At 72.7% G+C, this 26,160-nt stretch carries 28 protein-coding genes and 1 tRNA gene; 17 read left to right on the plus strand and 12 right to left on the minus strand.

Annotated features, from left to right (window positions below; all coding sequences use genetic code 11):
• The first annotated feature begins 11 nt into the window (after window positions 1–11).
• Both AC07C1_RS07510 and AC07C1_RS07515 read left to right on the plus strand, forming a co-directional pair.
• Window positions 12–1,151: a DUF475 domain-containing protein gene (locus tag AC07C1_RS07510; RefSeq protein WP_478937556.1), complete on the plus strand. Its 1,140-nt coding sequence runs from the start codon at window positions 12–14 to the stop codon at window positions 1,149–1,151.
• Between the two features lie 145 nt (window positions 1,152–1,296).
• Window positions 1,297–2,034 carry a TerD family protein gene (locus tag AC07C1_RS07515; protein ID WP_478937824.1) on the plus strand — a complete coding sequence of 246 codons (738 nt, stop codon included), beginning with the start codon at window positions 1,297–1,299 and terminating at the stop codon, window positions 2,032–2,034.
• Between the two features lie 45 nt (window positions 2,035–2,079).
• Here the strand turns inward: AC07C1_RS07515 and AC07C1_RS07520 are convergent, their stop codons facing one another.
• Window positions 2,080–2,865 (minus strand): TerD family protein, encoded by a 786-nt coding sequence (locus AC07C1_RS07520; RefSeq protein ID WP_478937557.1) that lies wholly within the window; start codon window positions 2,863–2,865, stop codon window positions 2,080–2,082.
• Between the two features lie 177 nt (window positions 2,866–3,042).
• On the opposite strand from AC07C1_RS07520, the gene AC07C1_RS07525 reads away from it, so the two are divergent.
• The 3 genes from AC07C1_RS07525 (at window position 3,043) to AC07C1_RS07535 (ending at window position 7,551) form a co-directional block, all read left to right on the plus strand.
• Complete coding sequence (locus AC07C1_RS07525; protein ID WP_478937558.1) at window positions 3,043–4,209, plus strand: HpcH/HpaI aldolase/citrate lyase family protein; 1,167 nt, start codon at window positions 3,043–3,045, stop codon at window positions 4,207–4,209.
• Window positions 4,210–4,273: 64 nt separating this feature from the next.
• On the plus strand, window positions 4,274–6,721 hold the full coding sequence (locus AC07C1_RS07530) for a phosphoribosyltransferase (RefSeq protein WP_478937559.1): 2,448 nt from the start codon (window positions 4,274–4,276) through the stop codon (window positions 6,719–6,721).
• On the plus strand, window positions 6,721–7,551 hold the full coding sequence (locus AC07C1_RS07535; RefSeq protein ID WP_478937561.1) for an HAD family hydrolase: 831 nt from the start codon (window positions 6,721–6,723) through the stop codon (window positions 7,549–7,551). Before AC07C1_RS07530 ends, AC07C1_RS07535 begins: the two co-directional genes overlap by 1 nt.
• 57 nt (window positions 7,552–7,608) lie before the next feature.
• Here AC07C1_RS07535 and AC07C1_RS07540 read toward each other — a convergent pair whose 3' ends face one another.
• The 3 genes from AC07C1_RS07540 to AC07C1_RS07550 all read right to left on the minus strand — a co-directional run bounded on the left by AC07C1_RS07540 (window position 7,609) and on the right by AC07C1_RS07550 (window position 10,007).
• The gene (locus tag AC07C1_RS07540) at window positions 7,609–7,830 is read right to left on the minus strand and encodes an FmdB family zinc ribbon protein (protein ID WP_478937562.1); all 222 of its coding nucleotides are present in this window, start codon (window positions 7,828–7,830) and stop codon (window positions 7,609–7,611) included.
• A gap of 56 nt (window positions 7,831–7,886) precedes the next feature.
• Entirely contained in the window at window positions 7,887–8,486 is a 600-nt protein-coding gene (locus AC07C1_RS07545) for a DUF4383 domain-containing protein (protein WP_478937563.1), read from the minus strand.
• Between the two features lie 114 nt (window positions 8,487–8,600).
• The gene (locus tag AC07C1_RS07550) at window positions 8,601–10,007 is read right to left on the minus strand and encodes a hypothetical protein (protein WP_478937564.1); all 1,407 of its coding nucleotides are present in this window, start codon (window positions 10,005–10,007) and stop codon (window positions 8,601–8,603) included.
• Between the two features lie 248 nt (window positions 10,008–10,255).
• Here AC07C1_RS07550 and AC07C1_RS07555 point away from each other — a divergent pair.
• A tRNA-Val gene (locus AC07C1_RS07555) sits at window positions 10,256–10,327 on the plus strand.
• Window positions 10,328–10,379: 52 nt separating this feature from the next.
• Here AC07C1_RS07555 and AC07C1_RS07560 read toward each other — a convergent pair.
• Together AC07C1_RS07560 and AC07C1_RS07565 are read right to left on the minus strand one after the other, a co-directional pair.
• Window positions 10,380–10,718, minus strand: coding sequence for a hypothetical protein (locus AC07C1_RS07560; protein ID WP_478937565.1), 339 nt, complete (start codon window positions 10,716–10,718; stop codon window positions 10,380–10,382).
• Window positions 10,719–10,900: 182 nt separating this feature from the next.
• On the minus strand, window positions 10,901–11,800 hold the full coding sequence (locus AC07C1_RS07565; protein WP_478937566.1) for a ketopantoate reductase family protein: 900 nt from the start codon (window positions 11,798–11,800) through the stop codon (window positions 10,901–10,903).
• Window positions 11,801–11,893: 93 nt separating this feature from the next.
• Between AC07C1_RS07565 and AC07C1_RS07570 the strand changes: the two genes are divergently transcribed.
• The 3 genes from AC07C1_RS07570 to AC07C1_RS07580 all read left to right on the plus strand — a co-directional run bounded on the left by AC07C1_RS07570 (window position 11,894) and on the right by AC07C1_RS07580 (window position 13,438).
• Window positions 11,894–12,175 carry a DUF2277 domain-containing protein gene (locus tag AC07C1_RS07570; RefSeq protein WP_478937568.1) on the plus strand — a complete coding sequence of 94 codons (282 nt, stop codon included), beginning with the start codon at window positions 11,894–11,896 and terminating at the stop codon, window positions 12,173–12,175.
• Between the two features lie 101 nt (window positions 12,176–12,276).
• A complete protein-coding gene (locus tag AC07C1_RS07575; RefSeq protein ID WP_478937569.1) occupies window positions 12,277–12,732 on the plus strand; it encodes a DoxX family protein in 456 nt (151 codons plus the stop codon).
• Between the two features lie 91 nt (window positions 12,733–12,823).
• Window positions 12,824–13,438 (plus strand): DedA family protein, encoded by a 615-nt coding sequence (locus tag AC07C1_RS07580; RefSeq protein WP_478937571.1) that lies wholly within the window; start codon window positions 12,824–12,826, stop codon window positions 13,436–13,438.
• Between the two features lie 78 nt (window positions 13,439–13,516).
• On the opposite strand, the gene AC07C1_RS07585 is transcribed toward AC07C1_RS07580, so the two are convergent.
• Window positions 13,517–14,161, minus strand: coding sequence for an HNH endonuclease family protein (locus AC07C1_RS07585; RefSeq protein WP_478937572.1), 645 nt, complete (start codon window positions 14,159–14,161; stop codon window positions 13,517–13,519).
• A gap of 371 nt (window positions 14,162–14,532) precedes the next feature.
• Here AC07C1_RS07585 and AC07C1_RS07590 point away from each other — a divergent pair, with 371 nt between their 5' ends.
• On the plus strand, window positions 14,533–15,114 hold the full coding sequence (locus AC07C1_RS07590) for a TMEM165/GDT1 family protein (RefSeq protein WP_478937573.1): 582 nt from the start codon (window positions 14,533–14,535) through the stop codon (window positions 15,112–15,114).
• 155 nt (window positions 15,115–15,269) lie between these two features.
• Complete coding sequence (locus AC07C1_RS07595) at window positions 15,270–15,926, plus strand: HAD-IA family hydrolase (RefSeq protein ID WP_478937575.1); 657 nt, start codon at window positions 15,270–15,272, stop codon at window positions 15,924–15,926.
• 478 nt (window positions 15,927–16,404) lie between these two features.
• On the opposite strand, the gene AC07C1_RS07600 is transcribed toward AC07C1_RS07595, so the two are convergent.
• Window positions 16,405–17,358 carry a peptidoglycan-binding domain-containing protein gene (locus tag AC07C1_RS07600; protein ID WP_478937576.1) on the minus strand — a complete coding sequence of 318 codons (954 nt, stop codon included), beginning with the start codon at window positions 17,356–17,358 and terminating at the stop codon, window positions 16,405–16,407.
• A 130-nt stretch (window positions 17,359–17,488) separates the two neighbouring features.
• On the opposite strand from AC07C1_RS07600, the gene AC07C1_RS07605 reads away from it, so the two are divergent.
• Window positions 17,489–19,528, plus strand: a complete 2,040-nt coding sequence (locus AC07C1_RS07605; RefSeq protein WP_478937578.1) for an MFS transporter — start codon at window positions 17,489–17,491, stop codon at window positions 19,526–19,528.
• Here the strand turns inward: AC07C1_RS07605 and AC07C1_RS07610 are convergent.
• Window positions 19,515–20,030 (minus strand): GNAT family N-acetyltransferase, encoded by a 516-nt coding sequence (locus AC07C1_RS07610; RefSeq protein ID WP_478937579.1) that lies wholly within the window; start codon window positions 20,028–20,030, stop codon window positions 19,515–19,517. The two genes, AC07C1_RS07605 and AC07C1_RS07610, sit on opposite strands and share 14 nt — an antisense overlap.
• Window positions 20,031–20,147: 117 nt before the next feature.
• On the opposite strand from AC07C1_RS07610, the gene AC07C1_RS07615 reads away from it, so the two are divergent.
• The 4 genes from AC07C1_RS07615 to AC07C1_RS07630 all read left to right on the plus strand — a co-directional run bounded on the left by AC07C1_RS07615 (window position 20,148) and on the right by AC07C1_RS07630 (window position 22,968).
• Complete coding sequence (locus AC07C1_RS07615; RefSeq protein ID WP_478937581.1) at window positions 20,148–20,870, plus strand: helix-turn-helix transcriptional regulator; 723 nt, start codon at window positions 20,148–20,150, stop codon at window positions 20,868–20,870.
• Window positions 20,871–20,959: 89 nt separating this feature from the next.
• On the plus strand, window positions 20,960–21,364 hold the full coding sequence (locus AC07C1_RS07620; protein WP_478937583.1) for a nuclear transport factor 2 family protein: 405 nt from the start codon (window positions 20,960–20,962) through the stop codon (window positions 21,362–21,364).
• A gap of 99 nt (window positions 21,365–21,463) precedes the next feature.
• Complete coding sequence (locus AC07C1_RS07625) at window positions 21,464–22,147, plus strand: hypothetical protein (protein ID WP_478937584.1); 684 nt, start codon at window positions 21,464–21,466, stop codon at window positions 22,145–22,147.
• Window positions 22,148–22,152: 5 nt separating this feature from the next.
• On the plus strand, window positions 22,153–22,968 hold the full coding sequence (locus AC07C1_RS07630; protein WP_478937585.1) for a hypothetical protein: 816 nt from the start codon (window positions 22,153–22,155) through the stop codon (window positions 22,966–22,968).
• On the opposite strand, the gene AC07C1_RS07635 is transcribed toward AC07C1_RS07630, so the two are convergent.
• Window positions 22,957–23,391 carry a DnaJ family domain-containing protein gene (locus AC07C1_RS07635; RefSeq protein WP_478937587.1) on the minus strand — a complete coding sequence of 145 codons (435 nt, stop codon included), beginning with the start codon at window positions 23,389–23,391 and terminating at the stop codon, window positions 22,957–22,959. The genes AC07C1_RS07630 and AC07C1_RS07635 overlap by 12 nt on opposite strands.
• A gap of 123 nt (window positions 23,392–23,514) precedes the next feature.
• Here AC07C1_RS07635 and AC07C1_RS07640 point away from each other — a divergent pair, with 123 nt between their 5' ends.
• Window positions 23,515–23,907 (plus strand): hypothetical protein, encoded by a 393-nt coding sequence (locus AC07C1_RS07640; RefSeq protein ID WP_478937589.1) that lies wholly within the window; start codon window positions 23,515–23,517, stop codon window positions 23,905–23,907.
• A 33-nt stretch (window positions 23,908–23,940) separates the two neighbouring features.
• On the opposite strand, the gene AC07C1_RS07645 is transcribed toward AC07C1_RS07640, so the two are convergent.
• Window positions 23,941–24,612 (minus strand): O-methyltransferase, encoded by a 672-nt coding sequence (locus tag AC07C1_RS07645; RefSeq protein ID WP_478937591.1) that lies wholly within the window; start codon window positions 24,610–24,612, stop codon window positions 23,941–23,943.
• Window positions 24,613–24,674: 62 nt separating this feature from the next.
• On the minus strand, window positions 24,675–25,790 hold the full coding sequence (locus tag AC07C1_RS07650; RefSeq protein WP_478937592.1) for a DUF2330 domain-containing protein: 1,116 nt from the start codon (window positions 25,788–25,790) through the stop codon (window positions 24,675–24,677).
• Window positions 25,791–26,160 lie beyond the last annotated feature (370 nt).

Consider the following 26,160-nt stretch of genomic DNA (forward strand, 5'->3'; position numbering starts at 1 on the left):
TTGGGTAGCCAGTGCTTCTGAAAACGTTCGGCTGGTCGTTCGCGGTCACCGCGCTCGGTCTGGTCGCGGCGGCGTTCTACGGGGGGTGGACCGCCTTCGGCATCGTGGCGATCCTCGCCGTCCTCGAGATCTCGCTGTCGTTCGACAACGCGGTGGTCAACGCCGGAATCCTGAAGAAGATGAGTGCCTTCTGGCAGAAGATCTTCCTCACGGTCGGCGTCCTCATCGCGGTCTTCGGCATGCGGCTGGTGTTCCCCGTCGTCATCGTCGCGATCACCGCCAAGATGGGTCCCATCGAGGCCGTCGACCTCGCCCTGAACAACAAGGACCGCTACCAGCAGCTGGTCACGGACGCCCACCCGGCGATCGCCGCCTTCGGTGGCATGTTCCTGCTGATGATCTTCCTCGACTTCATCTTCGAGGACCGGGACATCCAGTGGCTGCGCTGGATCGAGCGGCCCCTGGCCAAGCTCGGCAAGGTCGACATGCTGTCGGTCTGCATCTCGCTGATCGTCCTGCTCATCACCTCCTTCACCTTCGCCACCCACGCCCACCAGCACGGCGGCGCCCACGCCGACAAGGCGCAGACGGTCCTGATCGCCGGCATCGCCGGCCTGATCACCTACATGGTCGTCGGCGGCCTGTCCGGTTACTTCGAGGACAAGCTGGAGGAAGAGGAGGAACGCGAACACGAGGAGGAGGAAGAGGCCGCCCGCAGCGGCAAACAGCGCTCCGCGGTCGTCCTGGCCGGCCAGGCCGCGTTCTTCATGTTCCTCTACCTGGAGGTCCTGGACGCGTCCTTCTCCTTCGACGGCGTCATCGGCGCCTTCGCCATCACCAACGACATCGTCCTGATGGCGCTGGGCCTCGGCATCGGCGCGATGTACGTCCGGTCGCTCACGGTCTACCTGGTCCGCCAGGGCACCCTGGACGACTACGTGTACCTGGAGCACGGCGCCCACTACGCCATCGGCGCCCTCGCCGTGATCCTCATGGTCACCATCCAGTACGAGATCCACGAGGTCATCACCGGTCTCGTCGGCGTCGTCCTGATCGCCTGGTCCTTCTGGTCCTCCGTTCGCCGCAACCGCGCCCTCGCGGCAGGCGGCGAGGGCGCCGACGACAAGGCCGAGGTCTCCTCGGGGGTGTGACCCGGATCCGTCCCGGGTCCCCTACGGGGCAGATCCGGGGTGTGGCGGGGTGTGACACCCCTGCGGGTGAGGAACGCTCTGTTCGGGGCGGCCGACGTGGTCGGCCGCCCCCGACGGCGTTGTGAGCGAGTACCTGGGGGCGGGAATGGGTTTCTTCGACGGACTGCTGGGCGGGCGCGCCGCCGACTTCGACTCGGGCAACGCATCGAGCAACGCCATCGAACTCACCAGGCGGCACCAGACGGTGTCCCTCACCAAACAGGACGCGGCCACCGGACATCTGCGCGTCAACCTCGCCTGGCGGATGCGGACCTCCGACTTCGACGGAACCCAGCGCACCAGCCTGCTGCGCCACCCGTTCAAGGCCCTGAGGCCGCCGGAGGTGCTCGGACACGGGCAGAGCATGGTCAACGTCGACCTCGACCTGGGCTGTCTGTACGAGTTGGCCGACGGTACGAAGGGCGTCGTCCAGCCGCTCGGCGGCTACCTCGGAGACGTCAACGCACCGCCGTACATCAAGCTCAGTGGCGACGACCGGTTCGGCTCCGGGTCCGGCGAGACCATGTACGTCAACCTCGACCACCGGGACGCCATCAAGCGGCTGCTGGTCTTCGTCTACATCTATGACCAGACGCCGGCCTTCGACCGCACCCACGCGATCGTCACGCTGTACCCGAGCAACGGACCGCGCATCGAGATAGGCCTCGACGAACGCCATCCCCAGGCCCGCTCCTGCGCGGTGGTCATGATCGAGAACATCAAGGGCGAACTGATGGTCCGCCGCGAGGTCAAGTTCGTCTACGGCTTCCAGGGCGAACTGGACCGGCTGTACGGGTGGGGCTTGCAGTGGGGCCGGGGCTACAAGAGCAAGGTGGACCGCTAGACGCCCCGGAGAGGACCCCGAAGGGGCGAGACCTACCGGCGGGTCCTACCGCCCGACAAACTGCGGCCCCTGCGGAGGCAGCCGGAAAGTCGGGTCGGGCGCCGCAGGCACCGGTACCGGCTGAGACTGCGGGTATCCGTACGCCGACTGCTCCGAGGCCGGCTGCGGATAGCCGTACGTCGGCTGCGGATACCCGTAGGCCGGCTGCTGCGGCACCGCGGACGCCGGCTGCTCCGGAGGCAGCGGCTGGGACGCCGTCTCCGGCAGGCGCCGCTCCTCCTCCGCCTCCGACTCGTCCACCGAGATGCCGAAGTCCGTGGCGAGGCCCTTCAGACCGTTCGAGTAGCCCTCGCCCAGCGCGCGGAACTTCCAGCCCTCCCCGCGCCGGTACAGCTCGCCGCAGATCAGCGCCGTCTCCGCGCCGGTTTCCGGCTTGATGTCGAACCGGGCCAGCGGCTCCCCGTCGGCCACCGCCGCGTCGTACAGCAGGATCCCCAGGGCCGGCACCCGGTCGAAGGAGACGCCGTCCGCCGAGGCGACCAGCACAATGCGGCCGACGCCGGGCTCGACACCGGCGAGGTCTGTCTGGATCGTGTCGGTCAGCCCCTCGGCGACGCGCTTCTTGCCGAGCCGCCACACCTTTCCGGAGGGGTGCCGGGGCTGGTTGTAGAAGACGAAGTCCTCGTCGGAGCGCACACGGCCGTCGGAGCCCAGCAGCAGCGCCGAGGCGTCCACGTCCGGAACCCCCTGCCCGGGCGTCCAGCGCAGTACGGCGCGTACCGTGGTGACTTCCAGCGGGACGTTCGACCCCTTCAGCATCGCGTGCGTCATGCGGTCATCCTGCCCTCTCGGTCCTGGCCACGACAATGCGGGGGGTACCGGGGCCGGCACGGGCGAGTTACCGGAAATTCATGCCCGCGGGGAACCCCCGACATGGATCCCTACGTACTATTACCGGCCACCCTTTACCGAATCCACAGGCTCGGCTCGCACCCTTGAGGGAGTCCTATGCGTCATTTCGGGCACATCGCCCCCGAGCTGCGGCAGCGCCTCTTCCACCAGGAACCGTGCGCGTTCACCGCCGACTCCCCGGCCCGGCTGCTGTCCGCGGCCCTGGGCGCCACGCTGTACAGCCCGGCCACCCGGCCCGCCCTCGCCGACGACATCGTCAAGCAGGCCGCACACGGCGTGGTGTCGATGGTGCTGTGCCTGGAGGACTCCATCAACGACGCGGACGTCCTGGCGGGCGAGGAGAACCTCGTCCGGCAGTTCGCCGACCTCGACTCCCGGCCCGATGTGGAGACGCCCCTGCTCTTCATCCGGGTCCGCACCCCCGAGCAGATCCCCGACCTCGTACGACGTCTCGGCCCGACCGTGCGGCTGCTGTCCGGGTTCGTGCTGCCGAAGTTCACCGAGGAAAGCGGCGTGCCCTTCCTGGAGGCCTTGGCCGCCGCCGGGACCGCGAGCGGCCGGCGGCTCTTCGCCATGCCGGTGCTCGAATCCCCGGAGCTGCTGTACCGCGAGTCCCGCGTGGACACCCTGGAGGGCATCTCCCGCGCGGTCGACAAGTACCGCGACCGGGTCCTCGCGCTCCGCCTCGGCGTCACCGACTTCTGCTCCTCCTACGGTCTGCGCCGCGCCCCCGACATGACCGCCTACGACGTCCAGATCGTCGCCTCCGTGATCGCCGACGTCGTGAACATGCTCGGCCGGGCCGACGGCACCGGGTTCACCGTCACCGGGCCCGTGTGGGAGTACTTCCGGGTCCCCGAGCGCATGTTCAAGCCGCAGCTGAGGCAGAGCCCCTTCCTGGAGGTGCAGGCCGTCGAGCTGCGCCAGAAGCTCATCGAACACGCCATGGACGGCTTGCTCCGGGAGATCTCCCTCGACCACGCCAACGGCCTGCTCGGCAAGACCTGCATCCACCCGTCCCACGTCCTGCCCGTGCACGCGCTGTCCGTGGTCAGCCACGAGGAGTTCAGCGACGCCCAGGACATCCTGCGGCCGGAACGCGGCGGTGGCGGTGTACTCCGGTCGGCTTACACGAACAAGATGAACGAGGTGAAACCGCACCGCGCCTGGGCCGAGCGGACCCTGCTGCGCGCCGAGGTCTTCGGCGTCGCCAACGAGGACGTCGGCTTCGTGGAGCTGCTCGCCGCCGGGATACCGGGCTGACGCCGCCGGAACATCCGGCCGACACCGGAAACATCCGGCTGACCTTCCGATAGTCAAGGAACGCATGAAGAACGCAGTGAACGACGGGGTCTGGTCCGGCAGCTGGGTCGCCGAGCGACTCGGCGTCGAACTCGTGGGCGACGACGGGCTGCCGGCCCTGCTCGGGCTCGCCCTGCGCCGCAACCCCAAGCGGGCCCACCTGCTGGTCTCCCACGTGCTCGGCAAGCACATCCCGCAGGCACCGTCCGTGGTCTACGGCCACGGCTTCCGCCTGGGCCGCCGCGTCCGCGAGCTGCTCGGCGGGACCGAGGCCGCCACCGCGGTCGTCCTCGGCTACGCGGAGACCGCCACCGGCCTCGGCCACGCGGTCGCCGACGGCCTGGGCCCCGCGCCGTACCTGCACTCCACGCGCCGCCCGGTCCCCGGCGTCGCCCCCGCGGGCGGCTTCGAGGAGTCCCACTCCCACGCCACCTCCCACCTGCTGCTCCCCGAGAACCCCGCCCTACTGGCCGGCGACGGCCCGCTCGTCCTGGTCGACGACGAGTTCTCCACCGGCAACACGGTCCTCAACACCATCCGCGACCTGCACGAACGCCATCCCCGCCGACGGTATGTGGTGGTGGCCCTGGTCGACATGCGCTCCGCCGAGGACACGGCCCGCCTGCGGCGGTTCGCGGCCGGTATCGGGGCCCGGGTGGATGTGATCGCCACCGCCTCCGGGACGGTACGGCTGCCGGAGGGGGTGCTGGAGAAGGGGCAGGAGCTGGTCGTCCGGTACGAGGCCGCCCAGGAGGCGGCCGCGCCGTCGTACGGCCGGATCGACCGCGTCGACCTGCGCTGGCCCCGCGGCCTGCCCGACGGCGGCCGGCACGGCTTCACGCCCGCCCACCGGGCCCGCCTGGAGGCCGCGCTGCCCGCCATGGCCGCCCGAGTGGCCGAGGCCCTGCCCGCCGGCACCGGCCGCGTCCTCGTCCTCGGCTTCGAGGAACTGATGTACGCCCCGCTGCGCCTCGCGGACGAGCTGGAGCGGGCCACGGACACCGAGGTGCGCTTCTCCACCACCACCCGCTCACCCGTCCTCGCCCTCGACGACCCCGGCTACGCGATACGCACCCGCCTGGTCTTCCCCGCCCACGACGACCCGGCCGACGGCCCCGGCGAGCGCTACGCCTACAACATCGCGGGCGCCGGTTTCGACACGGTGGTCGCCGTCGTCGACTCCGCCGCCGACACCCCCGCCCTGCACGCGCCCGGCGGCCTGCTGGCCCGACTCGCGGCCCATGCCCCGCACGTCCTGCTCGCGGTCGTCCCCACCTACGTCCCCGAGCCCGAGCACGTTCCCGAAAGGCCGGCCATGCTGCCCGAGCCCCTCCGCGGCCCCGCATTCTCCTCGTACGCGCCCGAGGAGGTCGGCTGGCTGCTGCAGGACCTCTCCGACGTCACTCTGGAGGCGCCGACCGAGGAGCGCGAGGAGGCCATCCAGAGCGGCGGCGCCCACTACGCCGAGTCACTGCCGGTGGAGTACCAGCCCAGCGAGCATTACCAGCAGCTGTTCCACACCGCCCTCGACGGCTCCGCCGCACGCCTCGCGCACGCGGTCGGCGTGGTCACCGAGACGGTGCTCACCGAGCGGTCGCCGCGCCCCGTGCTGGTCTCCCTGGCCCGCGCGGGCACCCCCGTCGGCATCCTCATGCGCCGCTGGGCCCAGTTCCGGCACGGCCTCGAAGTCCCGCACTACGCCGTCTCGATCGTCCGTGGCCGGGGCATCGACGCGAGCGCGCTGCGCTGGCTCGCCGCCCACCACGACCCCCGTGCCGTCGTCTTCGTCGACGGCTGGACCGGCAAGGGCGCCATCACCCGCGAACTCGCCCAGGCCATCGAGGAGTTCGAGGCGAAGGAGGGCGTCACCGGCTTCGACCCCGAGATCGCCGTCCTCGCCGACCCCGGCTCCTGCGTACGCACCTACGGCACCCGGGAGGACTTCCTCATCCCCTCCGCCTGCCTCAACTCGACGGTCTCCGGCCTGATATCCCGGACGGTCCTGCGCGCCGACCTGGTCGGCCCGGACGACTTCCACGGCGCCAAGTTCTACCGCGAACTCGCCGGCTCCGACGTCTCCGTGGCCTTCCTCGACGCCGTCTCCGCCCGCTTCCCGGAGGTCGCCGACACCGTCGGCTCGGCGGTCAAGGAACTGATGGCCGAGGACCGCACCCCCACCTGGGCGGGCTGGCGGGCCGTGGAGCGGATCAGCGAGGAGTACGGCATCCACGACGTGAATCTCGTCAAGCCCGGCGTCGGCGAGACCACCCGGGTACTGCTGCGCCGGGTGCCGTGGAAGATCCTCGCCCGCGAAGGGGCCGGCGCCGACCTGGACCACGTGCGGCTGCTCGCCGAGCAGCGCGGGGTGCCGGTGGAGGAGGCCGGCGACCTGCCGTACACCTGCGTCGGGCTGATCCACCCCAAGTACACGCGGGGCGCCACGGGCGCCGACGGCAAGGCGGTGAACGTCTGATGCCGGTGCTGGTGGCGAGCGACCTCGACCGTACGCTGATCTACTCCGCGGCGGCCCTCGCGCTGACCATGCCCGACCCGCGGGCACCCCGGCTGCTGTGCGTGGAGGTGCACGAGGCCAAGCCGCTCTCCTACATGACGGAGACCGCGGCCCAGCTGCTCACCGACCTCGGCGACGCGGCCGTGTTCGTGCCCACCACGACCCGGACGCGCAAGCAGTACCAGCGGATCAACCTGCCCGGGCCGCCACCGAAGTACGCGATCTGCGCCAACGGCGGCCACCTGCTGGTCGACGGGGTCACCGACGCCGGCTGGCACGCGGGCGTACAGGCGAGGCTCGCCGACGAGTGCGCGTCACTGGACGAGGTCCGCGAGCATCTGCTCCGCTGCGCCGACCCGGTCTGGGTACGCAAGCACCGGGTCGCCGAGGACCTCTTCGCCTACCTCGTCGTCGAACGCGAGCTGCTGCCCGAGGACTGGGTGAAGGAGCTGGCGGTGTGGGCGGAGAACCGCGGCTGGACGGTATCCCTGCAGGGCCGCAAGATCTACGCCGTCCCCAAGCCGCTCACCAAGAGCGCCGCCGTCCGGGAGGTCGCCCGCCGGACCGGCGCGGAGCTGACGCTGGCCGCGGGCGACTCCCTCCTGGACGCCGACCTGCTCCTCGCCGCGGACCGCGGCTGGCGCCCCGGCCACGGCGAACTGGCCGACACCGGCTGGACCGCCCCGGAGATCACCGCGCTGCCCGAGCGGGGGGTACTGGCCGGGGAGCGGATCGTCCGCGAGTTCCTGAGAGCGACGCGGGGAACGACGGCCGGGGGGCAGCGGGCGTAGCCGAAGGGCATGAGCCGACACGCGTCGGCCGTCGGGTGCGGGCCGGTGCGCGCCGGGTCAGCCGCAGCAGCCTCCGCCGCAGCAGCCGCCGCCTCCGCCCGACTGTGGGGCCGGGGCCGGGGCGGCGCTCGATGTGCCGCCCACGGCCACCGTCGACAGCAGCTTCACCGTGTCGTCGTGGCCCGCCGGGCAGTCGGCGGGGGCGGAGGACTCCGCCATGGGACGGCTGACTTCGAAGGTGTCGCCGCAGGTCCGGCAGCGGTACTCGTAACGAGGCATGGGCACAGGCTAACCGGCCCGCGGCCCTGAGCGCAGGGCTCGGGGCCGGTTGCGGGTCACTCCGTGTCCGGCCGGTCCAGGCCCTTCTTGCCGGGGTGCGGCACGGTCACCGGCGGTACGCCCGTCTCGTGTTCGTTCCCGGGGGGCTCGGTGGACCTGTCGGGGTGCCGGGCCCGCCAGTACGGATTGTCGTGCGGCAGGACCGAGCCGACCCGCCCGTACATCCCGAAGGTCATCAGCAGCAGGCCCACGATGAAGCTGAAGTACACATTCTGGATCTTGAACGCCAGGAAGTTGTTGGTGGTGTCCAGCAGGCCGAGGAACAGGAAGCCGTTCAGCAGGAACAGCACGCCGAGCACCATGTTCAGGGTCGAGGCGAAGTTCCCGCCGATCGCCATGCCGACCAGCAGCAGCAGGCCGATGCAGATCGACAGCACGCTGAGGGTGCCGTTGGTGTTCAGCCCGGTGACCGTGTTACCGCCGGTGTCGAAGAAGCCGATGTGATTGATCAGGCCGAGGACGCCGAAGACGACCAGGAACGCGCCGATCAGGCCCGCACTGATCCGGTAGACCCGGTTGAGCCGGTGGTCGACGGGCAGGTGCTCGTCGAACCGGATCTGCCGTCGCGGCCTCGTGTGCACTGGCTGTGTGGCCATGTCCGCCTCCTCGGGCGCTAGCGGAGGCCATCCGTCCATCCAATATCCGCTGCCCGGCACCACCCGGCAACACGCGGCTCCCCCCCCCGGCGACCGGCCCGCCGCACTCCCCGCTCAGTGCCCGCCGCCGCGCTCCTCGCGGATCTGCGTCACCACCCGCGCGACCGACTGCCGTACCGCGTCCGTCTCGGTCAGGAAGTGCCAGTAGTCGGGGTGCCGGCCCTCCAGCGTGCCGATCACCCGCTCCAGCCGGGCCACCGCGTCGTCCAGGGGACGGGCGTGCCGCGGATCCGGGGTCGCACGCCCCGTCATGGCCAGCCGCTGGGCGTCCCGGATCGCGAACCGGGTGCGCTCGATCTCGGCGTGCGGATCCTTCTGCACGGCGTTCAGCCGCCGCAGCCGCTCCCCGGCGGCCGAGACGGCCTCGTCGGTGCCGTTCAGCAGGGCCCGTGCGGTCGACAGCAGCGAGGTCGCGTCCGGCCAGCGCTGGGCGTCCCGCGCCGTCTGGGCCTCGCGCAGCTTCAGTTCCGCCTGCCGTACGTTCTCCGCGGCCTGGTCGGGCACATGCTGCAGGTCCTGCCAGCAGGCGGCCGCGAACCGGCGCCGCAGCTCGCTCAGCACCGGCTCCACCTGCCCGGCGCGGGTGGTCAGCGCCTGCGCCCTGGTCCGCAGGGACACCAGCCGGTGGTCGATCTCGGCCGCCTTCTCCGGCAGCCGCTCGGCCTCGGCCCGGATCGCCCCGGCCTCCCGCTGCACCCGCTCGGCCCGCTCCAGCGTCGCCGCGACCCCGTGCTGCCCGGCGCCCTGGTTCAGCTTGGTCAGTTCGGGGGAGAGGGCGGCCAGCCGCGCCGCGAGGTCGTCGGCCCTGAGGCCGTTGCCCCGCACGGCGTCCAGGGCGTTGCTCGCGGCCAGCAGCGACTGCCGGGCCCGCTCCACGGCGGGCGCCAGCCGGGCGAGCTGGGTCTCGGCCGTACCGAGCAGCGGCCCGAGCGAGCTGCCGAACCGGTCCAGCTCCTGCTTGACCCGTACCAGCTCGTCCTTGGCCGCGGTCAGCTCCGAACGTGCCCGGGTGGCCGCCGCGGCCTCCAGATCGTCCCGATCGAGATCATGGGCGTCGACGGCCTGGATGTACCGCTGACTGGCCTCGTCGATGCGGCGGCCGAGCGCCTCGAAGTCGGAGACGGCGCGCCGGGCGGCGGGGGAGTCGTCCACGGCCGTGATGGTCTCGATGGAGATCCGCAGATCCCGCTGGGCGGTGTCGAGTTCGTAGAACGCGGCCGCCGCGGCGTCCTTCGCGGTCTGCGCCTCCGCCCGCTGGCTCTCCGCCCGCCCCCCGAACCAGCGCCGGGTACCGCCACCGGCGAACGCGGCGGACAGTCCGAGCGCGGCCAGCACGGGCAGAGTCATCAGGGTGAGGGTGTCCGTGAGGGTGTCCCGCAGAGCCGTGGGCCCGGACCGGGTCCGTGCGGTGGACGGCGGCGGGTACGGCCGCGTCGATGGCGTGCCCGGTGTCCCCGTCACATCCCTCTCCCGTGCTGTGGTTCGCCTGGGTGGTGTCATTCTCCCACCCGTTGAAGACGAACACACGGGCCGGTCAGTTCGCGGTACGCGCCATGACTTCGCCGTCCGCGGACGGGCGGATCCCTGGTGCGCGCTCCGGTCGCCCTGCGGTACGGGGGGCCCGTGCGGGTGCGGGCCGGGGGTTTGCGGTGTACCGGCTCCGGCAAGGTAGTCTGTCCACTCGACCTGGGCGCGTGTCCGGGTGTTCAGGGTGCGTAGCTCAGGGGTAGAGCGCCTGCCTTACAAGCAGGATGTCGGCGGTTCGAAACCGTCCGCGCCCACCGGCCGGCCTCTCGGAGAAGTCTCCGGGGGGCCGTTCTCGTGCCGTGTTCCCTACTCCTTCGCCGGCTCCTCGTGGGCGTGCTTGAGCCGGGAGCGGGCCTCCATGCGGTCCGCCGCCGCGATCTCGGCCCAGAAACGGTGCGTGCTGACGAACACCGCGAGTTCGTGCTCACGGCGCCGCAGCTTCTCCACCTCGGCCTGCTCGTCCGCCGTCCAGCCCGGGGACGCGGGCCGCTCCCTCTTGCGCCAGCCGGTGTCGTCGCTGAAGCCGTCCATCGGCTCGACCGACCAGGGCAGCCGCTTGAGCAGGGCCGACAACTCGGCCCGGACCTGATGCAGCTCCTCCTGGCCGGCGAGGAGGTCACTGGGGAATTCATAGGTCGTAGCCACGCGGCAATGCTACGCCTGTTCGATTTTGAGTGGCGAGTTCGTTCGTGAGGTCCGGGTGAGGTTCATTCGAACGGGTGGCGGCCCGGGAAAGGCGCCAAGCGGCCGGGCCGGGGCCGGGCCGCGCGCCCCGGCCGCGTGGCGGACGACGGACGTCCGCACACGCGTGATCGTGGCGCACCGGGTCAGCGACCGGCGTCCCGCAACTCCCGTACGAGCCGGGCGGTCACCGGTACGGGTACGCCGTGCCGCTCGGCCGCGCGCAGCAACGCGCCGCCGATGGCGTCGAGTTCGAGCGGGCGGCCCGCCTCGGCGTCGCGCTGCATGGACGACTTGGCGCCGGGCGGGAAGGCGTCGTAGCGGGCCAGTGCCTGGGCGGGGTCGGCGGGGGCGCCGCAGGCGCGGCTGACGGCGGTGGTCTCGGCGACCAGCGTCCGCAGCTCGTCCCGGTGACGGGTGCGGGCCTCGCCGAGCGGCAGGCCGTACCGGGTGGTGAGCAGGGCGAACGGGGCGAGGAACGCCATCTTGGCCCACAGGGCCGCCGTCTCGTCTCCGACCACGCGGGCGGTCGTACCGGCGGCGGTGAGGACGGCGGCGAGCGTGTCGAGACGTGCGCGGGGGACGCCGTCCCCGGCGAGGTCGATCTCCGTGAACGGGCTGCCGTGTTCGATCACGCCCGGTGCGAGACGGGTGGACTCCACGCGGATCACGGCCGGGGCGACACGGTCGGGGCGATGGCGGGCGCGGAGGGCGGCGGGGTGCTCGACGCCGTTCAGGAGCGGTACGACGAGGGCGTCGCCCAGGGCGGCGGACGGGATCCGGTTGAGCGCGTCGTCGAGCGCGGTGTGCTTGACGGTGATCAGGCAGGCGTCCACCGGTTCCCGCAGCTCGGTGTCCGCCTCGACGGGGGCGGTGAACTCGCCGAACTGCGCACTGCGGACGGTGATCCCGGTACGGCGCAGGGTGTCGGCCGTGCCGGCCCGGGCCAGGCAGACGACGCGGTGGCCGGAGCGGGACAGGAGGGCGGCGAGGAGGCCGCCCGTGCCGCCGGGGCCGAGGACGGCCACGGTGTGCTGGGTCGCCATGAGGCTGTTCCTTTCGACGGTCGGCCCCGCAAGTCGGTGGCCGCCTTCGGCGCGATCATCGCAGGGCCGCGTGGACTGCGTGAGACTGGGGGCATGTGCCGGAGCATCAAGACATTGCGACCGCCCGCGCTGCCCGATGAGGCCACGGACGAGGACATCCACGCCGCCGCGCTGCAGTACGTGCGGAAGGTCTCGGGCTTCCGGGCCCCCGCCGCCCACAACCGCGAGGCCTTCGACCGCGCGGTGGACGCCGTGGCCCGGGCCACGGCGGAACTGCTCGGCGGACTGGAGGTGCGGGGCCAGGCCGCCCGGGGCGCCGGAAGCCCGAGCGGAACAGCGGCACCAAGAGATGTTGAAGTTGCAAGCATTGATTAGGTTCCCCTAACCTGGGCCCTCGTTCGGTACCGCCGCCCCCCACGGCCGGCCAGCCACGTCCCCGGCCGGTCCGACCGCCACCGAAGAGGAGAACCTCCCTCATGTCCGCACGCCTCAACACCGCTCAGCCCTACGCCATCGGGCTCTTCCGCATCGTCGTCGGCCTGCTCTTCGCCGTGCACGGCGCCGCCTCGCTCTTCGGCGTCCTCGGCGGCGCCGCGGGCACGCACGGCGGCACGCTCGAGGCCGGCACCTGGCCCGGCTGGTACGCGGCCGTGATCCAGTTCGCCGCCGGTGGCCTGGTGCTCCTCGGCCTCGGCACCCGCGGGGCCGCGCTGCTCGCCTCCGGCTCCATGGCGTACGCCTACTTCGACGTCCACCAGCAGGCCGCCCTGTGGCCCATCCAGAACGGCGGCGAGCTGCCCGCCCTGTTCTGCTGGGCGTTCTTCCTGCTGATCTTCACCGGTTCCGGCGCCTTCGGTCTCGACCGGCTCGTCGGCCGGCGCACGGCGGCGGACGGCGAGCCCGCCGCGGACCGGGCCCCGATAGCGGCCTGACCCGCACCGGAGCGCGAGCCCCGAAGATCCCTCTGTCACACCCCCGGCGTACGCTGTACGGCTGTCAACGGGGGAGCAGTGGGGAGTCGTCGTGTTCGAGAGTGTGGGGTCGCTTGCGGCCGGACCGTGGATCTATGCCGTGGTGGCCCTGTCCGTGCTCCTCGACGTGTTCGTGCCGGTGCTGCCGAGCGGCGTGCTCGTCATCACGGCCGGGACGGCCGCGGCCGCGGGTTCGGGCGCGGCGGCGGGCAGGGTGCCGCACGACGTGCCCGACATCCTGTCCCTGATCCTCTCCGCGGCGACCGCCTCGGTCCTCGGCGACCTGGTGGCCTACCGCCTGGCCTGGCGGGGCGGGGAGCGCCTGGACCGGGCGATAGCCCGCTCCCGGCGGCTGACCACCGCGCAGGAACGTCTCGGCGACGCGCTCGCCCGGGGCGGCGGCGCGCTGGTCGTCCTGGCCCGCTTCGCCCCGGCCGGCCGCTCGGTCGTCTCCTTCTGTGCGGGTGCCGCCCACCGCCGCGTCCGCGACTTCCTGCCCTGGTCCGCCCTGGCCGGGCTGTCCTGGGCCGCCTACAGCGTCGCCCTCGGCTACTACGGCGCCCAGTGGCTGGGCGCCACCTGGCTGGCCACGGGGGTCTCGGTGGCCGCGCTGTTCGCGGCGGGCGGGGCGGCCGGGTATCTGGTGCGCCGCCGCCCGGCCGGCTGACCCGGCGCCGGCCGGTCCACGGGCGCAGCGGGGGCCGGCCCGGTCCGGCCGGCCCCGCTCGCCCGGATTCCCGAGAGGTCAGCAGCTCGCCAGGTAGTTGGTCAGGGCGCTCTTCTCGGCGGAGTCGACCGAGAGGTCGTAGTAGTACTTCACCTGCACCCAGGCGCGGACGTAGGTGCACCGGTAGGCGGTGCGCGACGGCATCCAGGTGGCCGGGTCCTGGTCGCCCTTGGCCTGGTTGACGTTGTCGGTGACGGCGAGGAGCTGGGGCCGGGTGAGGTCGTTGGCGAAGGCCTGGCGCTGGGCGGTGGTCCACTTGCTCGCGCCGGAGTCCCAGGCCTCGGCCAGCGGGACGAGGTGGTCGATGTCGAGGTCGGAGGCCGCGGTCCAGGTGGCGCCGTCGTAGGGGGAGTACCAGCTGCCGCTGGTGGCCGCGCAGGAGGAGTCGGTGACGACGTTCGTGCCGTCCCGCTTCAGGACCGTCTCGCGGGTGTTGCAGGAGCCGCTGATCGTGATCCAGAGCGGGAACAGGTCGCGGCTGTATCCGGTGCGGTTCTCGGTGGCCACGGTGAGCTGGGAGAGGTAGCCGCGGGCGGTGGCGCCGCTGACCGGCGTGGGCAGGGCGGCGGAGGCGGTCGGGGAGTTGAACAGGGCGGCGGAGGCTATCAGGCCGGTGAGCGTCGCGAGTATGCTCAGCCGTCGACGCGCGTAGAGTCTCGGCATGGGAACTCCCTTGTGAGGTGGGGGTGTTGGGCGCGGGCGAAGGAATGCTCGCGGGTTCGTGTGGCCGACGGGTGAGCGCTCGGTAAGAAGCTAGTGACGCGTTCATGACACGACAAGGTTCACGGCGAAACTTTCACATCCCGTACGATGGGGGCGCAGAAGGGGAGTAGCTCTTCGCCGGACCGTCGACATACTGCTCAGCCAGCCTGAGCCGGCGCCCGGAGGCGGACCTCATCGAGGCCGCCAGCGAGACCTTCGGCAAGCAGTGCACGCCCGTGTCCCTGGCGCGGGCGCCGAGTGTGCTGCCGTGCCGAGGTGTCACGCGTGACGTACCGCACTCTCGGTGGGCAGCCCCGACCGATTGAGGAACCTTGATCAGCATTACCGTGACGGCGCTCGTCTTCGGCGTCATCTTCCTGGCCGAGCTGCCGGACAAGACCGCGCTCGCCGGCCTCGTCCTCGGCACCCGCTACCGCGCCGGTTACGTCTTCGCGGGAGTCGCCGCCGCCTTCCTGGTGCACGTCGTGCTCGCCGTCGCCGCGGGCAGCGTGCTGACCCTGCTGCCGCAGCAGATCGTGCACGCCCTCACCGGCGTCCTCTTCCTCGGCGGGGCCGCGATGCTGCTGCTGCAGAAGGGCGGGGACGAGGAGGAGATCAAGAAGCCCGCCGACCAGTCCTTCTGGAAGGTCGCGGGTACGGGATTCATGCTGATCCTGGTCGCCGAGTTCGGCGATCTCACCCAGATCATGACGGCCAATCTCGCCGCCCGTTACGACGACCCGATCTCCGTCGGCCTCGGCGCGGTGCTGGGGCTGTGGGCGGTCGCCGGACTCGGCATCGTGGGCGGGAAGGCCCTGATGAAGCGGGTGCCGCTGCGGCTGATCACGCAGATCGCGGCGCTGCTGATGCTGGGCCTCGGTGTGTGGAGCCTGTACGAGGCCGTGACGGGCTGAGCCCGGTCGCGCCGAACGGACGGTGAAACCTCGGTGGAGGCGCTGGCGCAATCCGCTCCGGGTTTTGTACCGTGGAGGAACAAAGTGGCTCCCGCTCGTTTTCCCTGACCGGCGGGCGGGGCCGCCTTGTCCCGTTCTTCCCCTTTGGAGCTGCCATGCCGGCCACCGTCCTGACCGCCCGCGCCCTCCTGCTCGACATGGACGGCACCCTCGTCAACTCGGACGCCGTGGTCGAGCGCGTCTGGCGGAGCTGGGCCCAGCGGCACGAGCTGGACGGCGACGAGGTGTTGAAGGTCGTGCACGGCCGGCAGGGGCATGCCTCGATGGCCGTCCTGCTGCCCGACCGGCCCATGGAGCAGAACCTCGCCGACAACGCCCGCCTGCTCGCCGAGGAGACCGCCGACACCGACGGCGTGGTCGAGATCTCCGGCGCCGGCGCCTTCCTCGCCTCCCTGTGCGGTCTCCCGCACGCCCTGGTGACCTCCGCCGACGTCGCCCTGTCCACCGCCCGCATGAACGCCGCCGGGCTGCCCGTGCCCGAGATCCGGGTCACCGCCGAGTCGGTGGGCGCGAGCAAGCCCGACCCCGAGGGCTTCCTCAAGGGCGCCGCCGAGCTGGGCGTCGCCCCGGCCGACTGCGTCGTCTTCGAGGACTCCGGCGCGGGCATCGCGGCGGGGCGCGCAGCGGGGATGCGGGTCGTGGGTGTCGGTCCGCGGGCCGACACCCACGGACCCGACGCCGCAGTACGGGACCTCACGCAGGTGACCGTCGACACCCTGCCCGACGGCACGATCCGGCTGCACATCGGCTGACGGGGTGACTTGGCTGCGCCCCGGCTGAGGGGGCGGGCCGGTTGCCCGTCGGCTGGCGGGGTGATTCGACCGCCCGCCGGTTGGCCGGATGCCGGGTGCGGCTTGCGGGGTCTGCGGCTGCGGCGTGCGGTGCGTCGGTCGCCCGGATGGTTCCCTGTGCCCTCAAGGCTGGTCCGGTGTGCCCACCTCAGGGGCGCGGGGACCTGCGCGACCAGTCAGGACCGACCCGCACCCGTACACGCACCGCACCCACACCGCGCCCACACCCGCACCGCGCCCACACCCGCACCGCATCCACACCCGCACCGCGCCCACACCCGCACCGCGCCCACACCCGCACCGCGCCCACACCCGCACCGCGCCCACACCCGCACCGCATCCGCACCCGCACCGCGCCCACACCCGCACCGCGCCCACACCCGCACCGCGCCCACACCCGCACCGCATCCACTGTTCCTACGGAGAGCCGGCGGATGCCCTACGGCTTCGATGTCTCCGCCTCCAGGCTCCTGCGCGTCGCCGGTCCGTACACCCCCAGTTCGTCGCCCAGGACGCCCCGGGCCAGCTGGTAGTTGCGTACCGCGTCCTCGACCGGGCGCGTGAACATGCCGTCGATCTGGTCGCCGTAGAGGTTCAACTGCCTGAGCCGTTGCTGGAGTTCGCTGACCTCCGGGCCGGAGTCACCGCGCCGCAGCACCGGTGCGACGGCCGGAGTGGCCCGCGGGGTCGCCGAGACCGTCACGGGCGACGGGGTGGCGGACGGGGAACCGGACGGGCCGCGGGGCGCCGACGGACTCGGCGACGACGACGGTGAGGGCGACGGGCTCGTGGCGGCCGACGTCGAGGGGGACCGCGCGGGCGACCGGGGCGCGCTCGGTGTGCCCGGCGCCGTCGGCGACGCGGGGCCCGGTGTGGTCACGTCCGGAACGCTCTCCCTGACCTCCTGGGCCGCCCGGTCCCGGGACGGCGTGTGGTACGAGAACAGCCCGTCCGCGAAACCGGCCGCCGCCACGACCGCCACGCCCGCTCCCGCGACGGCCAGCAGGACCCTGCGCCGGGACCGGCGGCGGGGCCGCTCGGCCGCGAACTCCGCCGTGCCGGGCTCGTCCGCCCCGTCGGCGCCGGGCATCCGCGGGTCGGCCGTGCTCGAACCGGGCGCGGCGCGCAGCGGCAGCGTGGCCTCCACGGCCGGCACCGGCCGGGTCTCCGCGTCGGACGGCACGTCGGCCGCGGGTGGGGCCGGCCGGGCCTCCGCCACCTCCACGTACGGCCGTATCCGCAGTGGATCGAAGTCCTCCGCCGCTGCCGCCTCGGCCGTACGCGCCTCTCGCAGGGCCTCCGACGCCCGTTCGGTGCAGTCGCACGACGGGGTGTGGTCCGGTCCCCTCGGCGCCCCGCACTCCGGGCAGGTACGGCCCTCGGATTCACTCACGTGTTCGTCCCCTCCCCTCGGGAACTTCAGAGACTATGTGGATTTCCTCCACATCCGCAGGACTCAAGAGGCCATAAACGGTGACACCGATCACGATGGAAGAGGTGTACCCGAGCCCCGGGAGGTCTTCATGGCCCTGGACACGCACGGCACGGCGAAGGACGTGAGCGGCAGCGAACACGTCCCGGGCAACGTGTTCGTCCCGATCGGCGCCCTGCTGCTCGGGCTGCTGCTCGCCGCGCTCGACCAGACCATCGTGTCGACCGCGTTGCCCACCATCGTCAGCGAGCTCGGCGGCCTGGAGCACCTGTCCTGGGTGGTCACCGCCTATCTGCTGGCCTCGACCGCCGCGACCCCGCTGTGGGGCAAGCTCGGCGACCAGTACGGCCGCAAACGCCTCTTCCAGACGGCCATCGTGATCTTCCTGATCGGCTCGGCGCTGTGCGGCATGGCGCAGAACATGCCCCAGCTCATCGCCTTCCGGGCGCTGCAGGGCCTGGGCGGCGGCGGGCTGATGGTGCTGTCCATGGCGATCGTCGGGGACATCGTGCCGCCCCGCGAGCGTGGCCGCTACCAGGGCCTGTTCGGTGCCGTCTTCGGCGCGACCAGCGTGCTCGGGCCACTGCTCGGCGGGCTGTTCACCGAGCACCTGAGCTGGCGCTGGGTGTTCTACATCAACCTGCCGGTAGGTGTCGTGGCCCTCGCCGTGATCGCCGCCGCCCTGCACATCCCGCGCCGCACCTCCCGCCACGTCATCGACTACCTCGGTACCTTTCTGATCGCCGCGGTCGCCACCTGCCTGGTCCTCGTCGCCTCCCTCGGCGGCACCACATGGCCCTGGGTCTCGGCGCAGATCATCGGTCTCGCCGTGCTCGGCGTCCTGCTCGCCGTGGCGTTCGTCGCCGTGGAGCGCCGGGCCGCCGAACCGGTCCTGCCGCTCAAGCTGTTCGGCATCCGCACCTTCACCCTCGCCGCCGTCATCAGTTTCATCGTCGGCTTCGCCATGTTCGGCGCGATGACCTACCTGCCGACCTTCCTCCAGGTCGTGCACGGTGTCTCCCCGACCCTGTCGGGCGTGCACTTGCTGCCGATGGTGTTCGGACTGCTGCTGTCGTCCACGGTGTCCGGGCAGATCGTCAGCCGCACCGGCCGCTGGAAGGTCTTCCCCGTGACCGGAACCGCGGTCACCGCCATCGGCCTGCTCCTGCTGCACCGGCTCGACGAGCACAGCTCCACCGTCGAGATGAGCGTCTACTTCCTCGTCTTCGGCCTCGGACTCGGCCTGGTGATGCAGGTCCTGGTGCTCATCGTGCAGAACGCGGTCTCCTACGAGGATCTGGGCGTCGCCACCTCCGGCGCGACCTTCTTCCGTTCCATCGGCGCCTCCTTCGGTGTCGCCATCTTCGGTACGGTCTTCGCGAGCCGCCTCGGTGACAAGCTCGCCGCCGCCTTCCGCGGGGTGAGCCTGCCGCCCGGCACCGGCGCCGACGCGCTCAAGTCCGACCCGCGGGGCATCGCCGCGCTGCCGCCCGCACTGCGCCCGGCCGCCCTGCACGCCTACGCGTCCGCCATCACCGACGTCTTCCTGTACGCCGCCCCGGTCGCCCTGCTCGGCTTCCTGCTGGCCTGGTTCCTGAAGGAGGACCGGCTGCGCGGCTCGGTCACCGCGCCCGACGTCTCCGAGACCCTCCCGCCCAACCCGGTGGAACGCTCCTCCTACGACGAGGTGTGCCGCGCCCTGTCCGTGCTCGGCACCCGGGAGGGCCGCCGCGAGATCTACCGGGAGATCACCGAACGCGCCGGCTACGACCTGCTGCCCTCCGCCAGCTGGGTGCTGCTGCGCATCCGCAGGTACGGCTCCGTCGAGCCGGCCGTACTCGCCGAGCGCACCGCCGTCCCGCTCCAGGCGGTCATGGCCGCCGCGCGCCAGGTCGAGGAACGGCGCCTCGCCCAACGCGAAGGCCTGGACCTGGTGCTGACGGACTCCGGCCGCGAGGTCGCCGAACGGCTCGCCAAGGCCCGTGAGGAGTCCCTGGCCGAGTTGCTCGGTGACTGGTGGCAGCCGGGCCGCTCGACCGACCTGACGCAGCTGGTCAGGGACCTCACCGGCGAACTGTGCGGCGCCGAGCGCGAACGGCCGCACAACGGCTCGGCCGCTAAGGCCGGTTGACGGTCCCGCTCGCCACCAGCTCCTTGCGGAACCAGTGTTCGGCGTAGCTGTCGTCGTTGTGCGGACCCGTCTCGGTGTAGCCGAGGCGGGCGTACAGGGCGCGGGCCTCGACCAGGTCGGAGCGGGTGTCCAGGACGATCCGCCGGGCGCCGAGGGCGCGGGCGGCCTCCTCGGCGGCGGCCACGAGGAGCGCTGCCCCGCCCCTGCCGCGCATCCCTTCCACCACGAAGACCCGGGTCAGTTCGGCCGTGTCCGGCTCCAGCAGCCGTACGCCCGCCGAACCGGCCGGCTCCCCGCCGTACCGGCCGATGAGCAACTGCCCGCCGGGCGGGGTGAGTTCCGACCCCGGCTGGGCCGCGATCTCCCGCTCCAGCTCGTCGGGGCGGGTGCGGTGCCCCTCGTGCAGCAGGTACCAGCGGTCGCTGACCTCCGTGTAGTACGCCCGCCACAGCGCGGCGGCGGCCGGGGAGTCGTACGGTTCCGGGGCGATCCTCCACGTCATGCCGGCCATTGTCGGGCGCCGGCGCGTACCCTCCGCAACCGGATATGCGTGACCTCCGTGGAGTCCGCCACCCGCGTCGTGTGCCACGCGGGGAGAACGGTGCGGACACTGGGTGCCGTGAACCGAACCGACCGCCTCTACGCCCTCGTCGAGGAACTGCGCGCCGCCGCGCCCCGTCCCCGCAGCGCCCGTGCGCTCGCCCGGCGCTTCGAGGTCAGCCCGCGCACGATCGAACGCGACCTGGCCGCGTTGCAGCAGTCCGGCCTGCCGATCCACGCCGAACCCGGCCGCACCGGCGGGTACGTCCTCGACAAGGAGCGCACGCTGCCACCGCTCACCGTCACCCCGGCCGAGGCGACCGCCCTGGCGGTGGCACTGCACGCCCTCGACGGGACGCCGTTCGCCACGGACGCGCGCAGCGCACTGCACAAGGTGCTGGCCGTCATGCCGGAACGGGAGCGACGGGCGGCGGACGAACTGTCCGAGCGGGTACGGCTGCTCGTTCCGCCCGCCCGCCCGGCACGGCCTGCCCGGCCGACGGTGCCCGCCGCCCTGCGAGAGGCGCTGACGGCGGGGCGGGTACTGCGTCTGGAGTACGCCGACGCGGCCGGCCGGGTCACCGCGCGGGACGTCGAACCGCTCGGCTTCCTCGGCGGCACCGAGTACTGGTACCTGGCCGCCTGGTGCCGGCTGCGGAACGCACCCCGCGGCTTCCGGCTCGACCGCGTCCGCTCCGTCACGGCCCTGGAGGAGCGGGCCCCGCACCGCGCCGTGGACCTCGCCGCCCTCGACACGCTCGGCTCCGACGTCGTGCCCCTCGACGTGGCGGCGCTGATGTGACGGCAATCACCGACAGGGGGGTGTCGCGTGCGGGGCGGAGGCTGAGCCCGTAAGCCGTTGGACCACCTTGTACCGGAAGGGCATCAGCCATGACCTCCCCGAAGACCCTCACCCTCACCTCCGAGACCGGCATCGCCCTCTTCGAGCGCTGGACCGCCCTGTGGAACGGTGACTTCACCGACCCGGAGGACTTCCTCGCACCGGACTTCCGCATCCGCTTCGGCAACGCCCCCGAGAACGCGGCCACCGACGCGGTACGCGGACCGGCCGGGATCCTCGGCCTGGTCTCCGCCTTCCGCACGGAGAAGCCCGGACTGCGGTACGCCGTCGAGGGGACCCCGCTGGTGGACAGCGTTCTCGGGCGCGTCGCCTCCAGTTGGTACGTGACCCGGCCGGGCGGGGCGCAGCAGAGCGGCATCGACCTGTTCGAGGTGGCGCGGGGGCGTATCGCCACCGTGTGGTCGGTGACCGGACTGCGCCGCTTCGCGGACTGACCGCGGGCCTTCGCGGACCGGCCGCCGTTTGTCGCCTGTGTTCCGGGTCACCCGCAGGGAGAACCGGCCAGCGGGGCCGGTCCGAATCGGAAGGCAACCATGTCCAAAGGCCTGATCATTCTGTTGATCGTGATCGCGGCGGTCGTGGTCGTCGGCGCCGCCGCTCTCGCCCTCGGCCGCGCGCGGCGCGGCGGGCCCAGCCTCAAGCGACGCTTCGGACCCGAGTACGAGCGCACCGTCGCTCTGCACGACGGGGACACCAAGGCCGCCGAACGGGAGCTGGCCCAGCGCGTCGAGCACCATGGTGACCTGCGGGAACGGCCGCTGGACCGCGATGAGCGGGAGCGGTACTCGGCGCGCTGGACGGCTGTCCAGGAACGCTTCGTCGACTCGCCCCGGGAGGCGGTGGCCGAGGCCGACCGGCTGCTCGCGGAACTGGCCGCCGTCCGCGGCTACCCCGACGGCGGGCGCTACGAGGAGCAGCTCGCCGCGCTGTCCGTCCACCACGCCGACCACGTCGACGGCTACCGGCAGGTGCACCGGGCGGCCCGGACCGGGGCGAGCGGTGGCGTGAGCGAGAGCGGCGCCGGAACCGAGGAGTTGCGGACCGCCCTGGTCGGGGCCCGCGCCCTCTTCGACGACCTGACCAGCCCCGACACGGACAACGGCCGGCACCGCGCGTCCTCCGCCACGGCCGGGCCCACGACCGCCTCCGGTACCCGCTCCCACGCCCGCTCCCATGCGCCGTGGGCCCTCAACAGGAGCCGACCGAAGGAGAGCTGAGCCTCATGACGGATCAGACGACCGCCTCCGGCGGTGAGCGGTACCCCGGCGGGCGCCTCCCGCGGACGCCGGACGACGAGTGGGCACCGGGGGACGCGGCACCGGGCCGCCGGATGCCGAGGGAGACCCGGCCGGAGGAGGGGCTGCCCGGGGAAACGGTGCCGGGCGAGGACGCGGGCGGCCGGCTTCCGGGGTCGGCCGGGCCCGGCCGCGAAGGCCTGACGGCCGACGACCGCACCCCGGGGGACACGGCACAGCCTCCGCCGGGCGCGGCGCGGACCCCCACCTCCGGGGACGCCGCGGGACCGGGTTCCGGAGCGCACACCCTGCCGCACGGCTCCGAGGGCCCGCGACCCGGTACGGAGGACCCGGGACCGCAGACGCCCGCCGCGTCCGGCCGGGACGACGAGGCGCCGGTGTCCGGCCGGCGCCGGACGACCGACGACGGACCCGGCACTCGGTCGACCGGCGGCACAGCCGACGGCGGCACGTCCGGCACCGTGGGCGAGACCGCCGCCGCGTCCTCCGGTACCGGCGCCCCGCTGCTGCCGCACGATGAGACGGACCGTTGGGAGCAGCGGATACGGCAGGTGCTCGCCGGGTTCGTGGACGAACCCCGCGGCGCGGTCGAGGAGGCCGACCGGGCACTGGAGGAGATCGCCGCGCGGTTCAGCGAGGCGGTGGCCCGGCGGCGCCGCACCCTGCGCATGTCGTGGGAGGGCGCCGAGCAAGGCGGGCCCCGCTCCGAGACCGACACCGAGCAACTGCGGCTGGCCCTGCGCGACTACCGGGAACTGGCCGGCCGACTGCTACACAGCTGACCCCGGCCCATCCCCCGTGGCGGCAGCCCTGCGCTGCCGCCACTCGCGTACGACCTCCTCGACGTCGTACGGCTTCTTCCCCAGCGGTGGGCCGGGCGGCGGCTTGAACATCATGTCGCGGATCTTGACGTTGACGTCCTCGATGATCCTCCGGGCCACCCGCTCCGAGGGCGCCGCGTACGCCGCCTCGAGCGCGTCCTCGGCCTCCTTGCGCAGGGCGAGCGCGGGCGGCAGTACGCCGAGCCCTTCGCGGGCCATCTTCCGCTTGAGCCACCACAGTTCGTCGTAACCGGAGTCCAGATCGGCGGGAAGCGGCTCGCCCACCCCCGGCAGCTGCTCGAAGTCGCCGCGCGCCTGCGCGTCACGAATCTGCTTGTCTATCCAGGAATCGAACGGAACACCCGGTGGCTTTCGCTCGGTCATGAGCCCATTGTGCCGGACGCGACCCGGCCGGGCGTTTTATCATGCGGCGACGGTACGGCGATCCGGCCACCGCACAGAACTTTCGGACGCTGCAGCCGCTTCGCTGCCTCAGGGGGAACACGCGTGCTCGAACTCACCATGGCCACCGTCTCGGAGGCCGACGCGGGCGCCACGGCCGGCATGACGATGGCCGAGGCACCCAGCGAGCCCGGCGCGGTGCTGCGGCTCGGCCGCGATGCCTCCCTGTGCCGGCTGGTCACCCCCGAGGACTGGCTCTTCGTCTCCCGCGTGCACCTGGAACTCCTGTGCGGCCCCGACGGCGGCTGGCAACTGACCTGGCTGCGCGGTTCCCAGGCCGACCCGGCGTCCGAAGTGCGGCTCATCGTGGGGCAGTACGCGCAGCCCGTCGCCTACGGCGCGACCGTGCCGCTGCCGCGCGGCGGGTCGGGCGAGATCATCGTCCGGGACCGCACGGCTGCGCGCAGCGTCAACGTGGGCTTCTACCACGAGGTGTGAGCCCACGACGTGCGGGCCGGGCCGGGGACGGGCTCAGCCCAGCACGCGGGCCAGTGCGAAGCCGTCGTAGCCCTTGCGGCCGACCGTCTGGATCGCCGTACCGCTCAACCTGGGGTGTGCGGCGATCAGTTCGATCGCGGTACGGGTGCCGACCACGTCCGGCTCGGCGCTGCCCGCGTCGGCGATCCGGCCGTCGCGCACCACGTTGTCCACGACGATCAGGCTGCCCGCGCGGGTGAGCCGCAGCGCCCACTCCACGTAATGCCCGTTGTTGGCCTTGTCGGCGTCGATGAACACCAGGTCGAAGGGGGCCGGGTTCTCGTCGGCGAGCTTGGGCAGCGACTCCAGGGCCGGGCCCACCCGCACCTCCGCGATCCGCTCCAGGCCCGCCCGGGCGATGTTCCGGGTGGCCACCTCGGCGTGCCTGGCGCTGTACTCCAGCGAGATCAGCCTGCCGTCCTCGGGCAGCGCACGGGCCAGCCAGATCGTGCTGTATCCGGCGAGTGTGCCGATCTCCAGGATGGCGCGCGCGCCCTGCACCTGGGCGAGCAACTGCAGGAACTTGCCCTGCGCGGCCGTGACGCCGATGGGCGGCAGCCCGGCGGCCTCACTTTCCCGCAGAGCCGCTCGGAGCACCTCGTCGTCCGGGGAGAGGTGGCTGATGAAGTAGTCGTCGACGTCGTCCCAGAGCTGCGACCCGCTCATGCGTCTGCTGCCTTTCCCGAGTGTCGTCCCGAGGCTTCTCGGCCCTGCCCACGCCGATCATCTCAGCCGAGCGGCGCGGACGGGGAGAACGGCGGCGGGGGGACCACCGGCGGCGGGGGGACCACCGGCCGCCGCGAGCGGCGTACGACGATCACGGCGACGGCCGCCACGACCAGGAGCAGCCCGCCCCCGACCGTCAGCAGCCAGGCCGGGATCCCGGCGACCTCGCGCAGTTCGTCGTCGTAGATCACCTGCTGGACCGGGGTGTCGGCGGCGGCCCGGCGCAGCTCGTGGTCGCCGGAGATACGGGCGGGGTCGGGGAACGCCTGGGTGAGCGCCGTCAGATACGGGGTCCCGTCGGCCAGCTCGCCCAGGGCGCCGTCGTGCGCTGCGAGACGGCCCGCGAAGACCACCCGGGGCTGTGTGCCGCCGATCGCCGTGCGCGTCTCCATGCGGTGCGCGGCGAGCACGTACAGGCCGAGTGACTGAGGGGTGCCGGCCAGGCGGGACAGCCGCATCGGGTAGACCGGCCGGTCGGCGGCGAAGGTGAGGTGGAGCGGGTCCAGGGCGCCGCGCAGCGGGGTGCCGCCCGTGCGCGGGGCGAGACGCACGGCCACGTACTCCCAGTGCCGGTCGACGTACGGCTGAAGGGCGGTCCGCAGCCGGGCCGGAAGGGAGAAGCCGTGGGTGTGCAGCCAGTCGCCGAGGGCGGCCGGGTCGGTGGCGGTCAGCCGGGCCACGTCGAACGGGCCGAGCCGCTGCCGGTCGACCACGACGACCCCGCCCGCCGCGGGGGGAGCGGCGTCGCCGACCTGGTCGTGGCTGTCGAAGGGCCAGTCGCCGTGGTGCGGCCAGAAGTGGTACCGGGTGCGGTGCACCGGGGCGATGGCCTCGGCCAGCTGGCCGAAGACGGCCGGGTCACCGAGGCGAACGGTCGCCCGGTGCGGGACCGGCATGATCCAGGCGGCGTGTTCGGCGTCGCCGCCGACGGTCAGCCGCATGACGATCTGTTCCTGCCGGCCGTCCCAGCGGAGCACCGACTGCTCGTCGGAGACCGCGATCCGCGTCGCCGGGTCCGGGACCATCGCACCGCAGCCGCAGGCGTACGCGGGGGCGATGAACCAGGTCAGCTGAATGCCGAGCAGGGCCAGAACGGCGGTGAGTATCCGGGCGCGCATCACAGGGCTACAGACGGCACCCCCGTGAAAACGGTTCCCCTGGGGGGGGGGGTTAGGAACTGCCTGCCCGCAGCGACGGTGACTTCACGGCGCGTCGACGGCGACCTCCTGGGGGCGCGGGGAACTGCGCGAGCGGCCACGACGCGGCCGCACCCGTCAGACGGCCGGAGCCCCGGGGCTGCCTGCGGCGACGGTGACTTCACGGCGCGTCGACGGCGACCTCCTGGGGGCGCGGGGAACTGCGCGAGCGGCCACGACGCGGCGGCACCCGTCGGACGGCCGGAGCCCCGGGGCTGCCTGCGGCGACGGTGACTTCACGGCGCGTCGACGGCGACCTCCTGGGGGCGCGGGGAACTGCGCGAGCGGCCAC

This window comes from Streptomyces sp. NPDC045022, assembly GCF_056432605.1.